We start from the raw sequence: 6631 nt of genomic DNA, 5'->3' as shown, positions 1-6631 counted from the left end.
CTCTTCGCATCTCGCAGCAATCGGCTGCGGTCGAGACTGGAAAATAACGGGCAGAAGCAGCCGCTCAAGATAGAAATCAAAGCCTCCCCTTTTTACTGGTCACATCTTCTTAAAGCGATGGAGTGGCGTAAGGGGCAAGTTGAATTAAATGGAAGAGCAGCTATCTTAAATATGAGTTTCGATGCTTTACCTGGAACAGATCAAGTTGAAGAGCCTCAAATTTTCTCTCCTGAAACAGGGAGAACTTAGCTTCCTCAGCGGTCTTCCAGCGAGTTGAAACACAATAAGGAAACAGCTCTATTTCTTTTTGCTGCAAATAGCGAAGTGCGCTTTCATCTAAGTGCTCATCAATAAAGCACCTCAGCTTTTCACCTGGGACTACCTGCCACAACACTAATCTTCGAATGGCTCGAACAAGATTTCCCATGGGGGATGGATTAGGTCGTAAGTTAATTTCAAGCGTTTTAGCTCTTATGCGCTCAAGATAGTCATCATGGCATATTAATTTTCTTTCCCACAAGTCATACGCAACCGCATCCCAGTCAAAGAATGTACCAAGCAAAACATCCTCCAGCCTTTGCATTGGGACATGCTTTTGTGCCCATGTGGTCTCTAGAGCCCAAAAGTCAATTTTCCAAGGTCCACTCTTATAGCCGTAGCCTCCAAATCGATTAGGCGTTGCACTAAGCTTTTCAGCCAACAACGCAACTTTCTCTTTAGAGTCGTCAATCACAAGATCTACATCAGATCTAAAGCCAGTTCGTCCCTCACGAGCAAAGTCACGAACGAGGCCACCCATGACCGCGACCYGATCAAAAGCACGAAAGTTGGATTCCAAAGCAGCCTGCAAGGCCTCCATCTCTCCAGATCTATTAGCCCAGAGATATCGATCCAATCGGCGCTTTAAAGCAGATTGATTAGGCGCAATTGGCATCAGGCATCACCTTAATATCTTTCCAGAGGCGCATGGCAAAAGTATCAGTCATTCCTGATACCATATCTGTAAGTAGGCGAAGCTCACGATAGCGCAACACCGACGCTATTTCTGATGAATTTATATATTTGTCGGCTTGCTCAATATAATTCGGACTTATCAATGAGAATACATACTTAGCACGAGCCCCCAGTCGCTTTGATCGAATTTCATCAAATTTCTTACGATAAGAGATAGCTTCCCATAGCACTGTCATCAAGCCGTCGATGGCCGCTGAACCCAATGCCTCCATACGTAGTACAGATGAATGATTGAAGGCATTCTGCTGCGCAACGCTCTTCAGCACCTCGCAAAGCCGACTATCATCCATCAAGGGTTTCATTGACTTAAAACCAAAGATGGCAGGCACATTCTCTATAAATGTTTTGCTCGCGTGCTCAATCAGGCTTTCGATAAGGTACGCCCGTAGATATTCAATTTTAATATCGCGCTGAATCTCCGGAGAAAAAAGACGGGACTCAATATCCTTGAATTTTTCTTGAATTTTACCAATCACGCCATCAGTGCTAATTTTTTGGCGCAGTATAACCAGCACATCATCTGGAGACATGATCCCCTTTTTAAGGACATCATCAACATCCAAAACGGAGTAAGCGATATCGTCACACGCCTCCATAATCCAAGTCAGAGGGTGACGTTGTCCTTCCTCCAATCCGGTCTGCTCTCTAATCCAGTCAACCAAGTCTTTTTCAGACTCGAAGTAACCACCTTTTTTTATAACGGGATCATCTTTATCCCTATTTAAGTAACTCACAGGGTATTTCAGTCCTGCAGCCAAGGTGGCAGCAGACAAGTCAAGCCCAAGTCCGTCAATATGGGTCTGCAGCCTGGTTAAGAGACGAAGGCTCTGTGGATTGCCATCAAATTCAATAAACTCAGGCCAGTACTCCTGTGGAACTGGAGCGTCCAAGAGTCCCTCACCTTCCTTGATATTAGTAAAAATCCAGCCCTTACGTTGCTCAAACCAGTGGCCAATAGCCACCTCGCCTTGGTGCCCAAACGGAGGGTTACCTAGATCGTGCCCAAGACCTATTGACAGCAACAGAGGGTTAATAATCTCAGCGAGACTATCGTCACCACAGCCATGCTGCCTGAAAGCGTCACGAGCCCCCTTGTATGCACGCGCGCCAATCGAGCGTGCCAGGTTGGAGACCTCATGGGAATGCGTTAAACGAGTACGCACACCATCATTCTCTTCCATGGGCCARACCTGAGTTTTATCAGCCAAGCGACGAACCGGAGTGGAGAAAAGCAAACGATCATAGTCTTGCTGAAACACCGAACGATGTGTGTCTGTGCTAGGGCTGGATGAATCACCCACAAGCCCTTGCCCATCAGTACCCTTAGGCACCTCCTCAACCCGCGTAGGGTGTATGCGAGGACGGCGAGATTCGGACCAAATGCTTGGGGTTACTGGCTTTTCTTTCATTACGATGCTTTTCCCAGAAGGCTACGTTCAGGATTGCGGCGAACAGTACCATACTGAGCACTGCAGCCAAGCGCGCAGATGCCCTAGCCGACAAGCAGCCTTGTGCCTCCCCATCTGAGAGTACGACAAGCTAAAGCGCGAGTACCCTTCCTATTTATTGAGCATAAATCCACTGTAGATTAATTTTTAGCAAATCTTCCGCTTTTGGCTCGGTGCGGTCCCTTGTCGAGCGTCCACTTTTGGCCGCCTGTCGCCGCCGGCAGCTATGGGCAGTTCACTGCCAATCATGGTTATGAAGCGTGCTGGTCAGATCGAATGCAAACGGGTGGCCAAGTGGAGTGCAGTATTCCAATTGGTATTCCAACTAAAAATTAAAATTGTCTTTAATGTTATAAATCAATAAGTTATTGAGCTGATTCAAATTACCCCGGCCCACCACTTCATCATCTAAAGACGTCCACGGACGTCTTTTTTTGTGCCTGAAATCCAGTGAAATCAAGGGTTTCCAGCGCTTCTGAGGTGCACAATGGTTTTTTGAGTTCCAGGCGCTTTGGTATTCCAGGTGGTATCCCGGCTACCTGGAGCTATTTTCAGGGTACCAAAACGGTGCCAGAGGTAGCTCACATGCCTACTCAAGCAACCCGCCTCTCCGATCGCCAGCTCAAGGCGGTCAAGGCAACCGGCAAGGATTTCGTCCTCAGCGATGGCGGTGGCCTTCAGCTCCGAGTCAGGGCCAGCGGCTCGATGATGTGGAACTTCAATTACCGCGAGCCGGTGACCAAAAACCGCATCAGTATGGCCTTGGGCCCGTATCCTGAACTCTCTCTGGCAAACGCCAGAAAGAAAGCGGTTGAAGCCCGCGAGCTGCTTGCACAAGGCACAGCAAATTTGAGGCATGGCCAAGCGGTGAACGCCTGACCCTGCTGTCATCCGAGCACCACCCACCTGGTTTTGCGATGCCGGATAACTGATGACGTGAATGGGCCAACCGGCCTGACGACAACCCTGGGCTCCTACACGGCTGAAAGGCCCTTTTAATAATCAGGATCGTCGGGCCTCGATTCTCATCGAGGCGCGGGACCACAACCCCACTCAGACGCCGGATAGATGAAAGCAAGCCAAACACGCATCAAAAACTGTATTGCAGAAAAGGGGGTAACCATAGATGTTGGGAGCGAGAAAGATCGCAGCCTGCGGCGACTCAGTAGTAACGTCGCGGGTCAGAATCGATCAGGCTGGTCAGCTTGGTCAGGGCGAAGCGCAATTCGTCCTGGCTGGTGGGCGACATCAGTACCAGCCGCACGCAGCGGGTAATCCCGGAGCGTTCGGCCTGGAACTGGGTGCCACTGAGCACCAGCACGCCATTGGCACGGGCCAGCATGGTGAATTCGTCGCTGGTCCAGGGCTCGGGCAGGGTCAGCCAGATGTGGTAGGAATACGGTTGGGTCTTGAGCTCGAAATTGGCAAAGATTTCCCGGGCAATCGCCTGCCGCCCGGCGGCTTCGTTGCGCTGAATGCGGATCAGCTTTTTATCCAGCCCCTCAGTGATCACATTGCTGGCCAGTTGCGCCGTCAACGGCGACGGCATCCAGACACTGCTGCGCACCATCGAGGTCAGGCGCGACAATAGTTTTGGCGGACTGTAGAGATAGCCGATTCGCAACGCCGGCATGACCGCTTTCGACAGACTGGTCAGGTACACCGAGCGATCCGGGGCGAAGGCCGACAGCGGTTTGATCGACGGGTCGGTGGCGAGAAAGCCATAGATGTCGTCGTCCAGAATGATGAAGTCGAACTCCTCAGCCAATGCGGCGATTTGCGCCCGGCGTTTTTGCGACATGATCGCAGCCGTCGGATTCTGGCAGGTTGCCACGCAAACCAGCATTGCCGGTTTCTCCCGCAGGCACAGCTCGCGCAGCGCCTCGGGAATGATCCCTTCATCGTCCATGGCTACGCCCCGCAGGCGTCGCTCAAGACCGTGGGCCAGGGAAATGATGCCGGGGTAGCAAAGCTCTTCACACAGCACCAGGTCGCCAGCGTTGGTCAGCGCACTCATCGCCACCATCAAGCCATGCTGCGCACCCGCGGTGATCACCACCTGCTGCCATTGGGCATCGGGCAACGAATGACGCAACCACTGCGCCCCTGCCTCGCGGTGCGCCGGATGGCCGCCGTCCGGCGCGTAATCCAGGGCGCGAGCGAAATCGGTGCTCTTGGCCATGCCTACCAGCGCCCCGCGCAACCAGTATTCCAGGGTTTCGCTGTAAGGCTTGATGATCGAAAGATCCAATAATTCGGACTGCCCCAGATTCAGCGGGGCGGCACTGTTGCTGGCCGGCAGTTCAAGCTGTTTCTGGTTGAGCACATAAGTGCCCCGCCCTACCTCTCCCTGCACCAGACGCCGCCGATGGGCTTCGCTATAGGCCCGGCTGATAGTGCCCGGTGTGACATTCAACGTGGTCGCCAGCTCCCGCAGGGTCGGCAGGCGATCACCTTCGTTCAACACGCCGTTGCTGATATCGCGCGCCAACGCGTCGGCAATCGACAAATACATCGGCTGGCTGAACTCGCTTAGCTGAGGAACCCACATGAATGATCACTACCCATCGTAGAAATGATGAATATCCGAGCATATCACATGGAGGTTAGGCAACTAATAAATCAACTCAATCGATGAATTGATTCGATTGAAGCGGTGATTGAATCGGTAAGCATCTTTACTGGATGATATTTTTAAACAATATTATTTATTTTAAAATCAACAAGTTACCTAACAAACCGGCGAAAAATAAGCAGTAATAGCAAAAAAACATCTCGCAACAACCTCTCGACCTATTGAATCAACTCAATTCATTCAAATACACTCATCTCGAATCGAATCAATCGACTCAATCTCAATCCGAATCACCGCGTGCCTGCCGCGCCCAGTCGAGACATCATGGACACACTCAGAAAGGATCTATCCCTGTCAGCGGTCATCGCAGGCTTCATCGCGGTGATCATTTCCTATGCCGGCCCGCTGATCATCGTGTTTCAGGCGGCCCGGGAAGCGCACCTGCCCAACGACGAGGTGTCTTCCTGGATCTGGGCCATTTCCATCGGCAGCGGCATTACCGGCCTGTTGCTGAGCTGGCGCTTGCGGGTTCCGGTGATTACGGCCTGGTCCACGCCGGGCGCGGCGCTGCTGGTGTCGATGCTGCCCACGGTCTCCCTGCCCCAGGCCATCGGCGCGTATGTGGTGGCGTCGGTGATTATCGCGGTGGTCGGTTTGTCCGGCGCGTTCGACAAATTGATGAGTCGCCTGCCCAAAGCCATCGCCGCTGCCATGCTCGCCGGCATCCTGTTTCGTTTCGGCGCCGAACTCTTCACCTCGATCAAGCTGCAGCCGGGCCTGGTGCTGTCGATGATCGCGGCGTACCTGATCTTCAAGCGCTTTTCACCGCGCTACGCGATTCTGTCGGTATTGATTGTCGGTTGCGCCGTGGCCGCTTCGTTCGGCGAACTCAACAGCGGATCGATCACCATCGACGTCGCCCACCCGATCTTCATCGCCCCGGAGTGGAGCTGGCACGCGATCATCAATATCGGCCTGCCGCTGGCCCTGGTGACCCTGACCGGGCAATACGTGCCGGGCATGGCAGTGTTGCGTACCTCGGGCTACAACACCCCGGCGCGCTCGATCATTTCGGTCACGGCAATCGGTTCGATCCTGATGGCGCCCTTCGGCTCCCACGGTTTCAACCTCGCGGCCATTACCGCCGCCATCTGCACCGGTCGCGAAGCCCATGAAGATCGCGACAAGCGCTATATCGCCGGGATCGCCTGCGGGGTGTTCTACATCCTGATGGGTACCTTCGGCGCGACCCTGGCCTCGGTGTTTTCCGCCTTGCCCAAAGAGTTGATTGCCTCCCTCGCCGGCCTGGCCCTGTTCGGGGCGATCAGCGCCGGGCTGACCGGCGCCATGGCTGACGAGAAACAACGTGAAGCGGCGCTGATCACCTTCCTGGTCACGGCATCGGGCATGAGTTTCCTCGGGCTGGCCGCTGCATTCTGGGGGCTGATCTTCGGGCTTGTAGCGCATTTCGTACTGACCTATACCCGGGAACGCAAAGCCACCTCCGTCACCGAGGGCAGCCGACCATGATCGCTCGTTACGACTCCATTGTGGTCGGCGGCGGACTGTTACACGCATCACCGCATCTCGCGCC

The 6631-nt window shown here is 53.5% G+C and carries 4 protein-coding genes and 1 pseudogene; 2 read left to right on the top strand and 3 right to left on the bottom strand.

Going from position 1 to position 6631, the window contains the following annotated elements; genetic code table 11:
• Positions 1 to 160 precede the first annotated feature (160 nt).
• Positions 161 to 934, bottom strand: coding sequence for a hypothetical protein (locus tag AC1DRN_RS26545; protein WP_477786845.1), 774 nt, complete (start codon positions 932 to 934; stop codon positions 161 to 163).
• Complete coding sequence (locus AC1DRN_RS26540) at positions 918 to 2423, bottom strand: deoxyguanosinetriphosphate triphosphohydrolase family protein (protein WP_223458510.1); 1506 nt, start codon at positions 2421 to 2423, stop codon at positions 918 to 920. Before AC1DRN_RS26540 ends, AC1DRN_RS26545 begins: the two co-directional genes overlap by 17 nt.
• 624 nt (positions 2424 to 3047) lie before the next feature.
• Between AC1DRN_RS26540 and AC1DRN_RS26535 the strand changes: the two are divergent.
• Positions 3048 to 3302: pseudogene (locus AC1DRN_RS26535) on the top strand (Arm DNA-binding domain-containing protein); the annotation flags it as partial.
• A gap of 322 nt (positions 3303 to 3624) precedes the next feature.
• Here AC1DRN_RS26535 and AC1DRN_RS26530 read toward each other — a convergent pair.
• Positions 3625 to 5013, bottom strand: a complete 1389-nt coding sequence (locus tag AC1DRN_RS26530) for an aminotransferase-like domain-containing protein (RefSeq protein WP_223458508.1) — start codon at positions 5011 to 5013, stop codon at positions 3625 to 3627.
• 348 nt (positions 5014 to 5361) lie between these two features.
• Between AC1DRN_RS26530 and AC1DRN_RS26525 the strand changes: the two genes are divergently transcribed.
• A complete protein-coding gene (locus AC1DRN_RS26525) occupies positions 5362 to 6567 on the top strand; it encodes a benzoate/H(+) symporter BenE family transporter (protein ID WP_223458506.1) in 1206 nt (401 codons plus the stop codon).
• The last annotated feature ends 64 nt before the right edge of the window (positions 6568 to 6631 follow it).

It is taken from the genome of Pseudomonas sp. P5_B3 (assembly GCF_056400405.1).
This window is presented reverse-complemented; position numbering and strand designations above follow the sequence as displayed.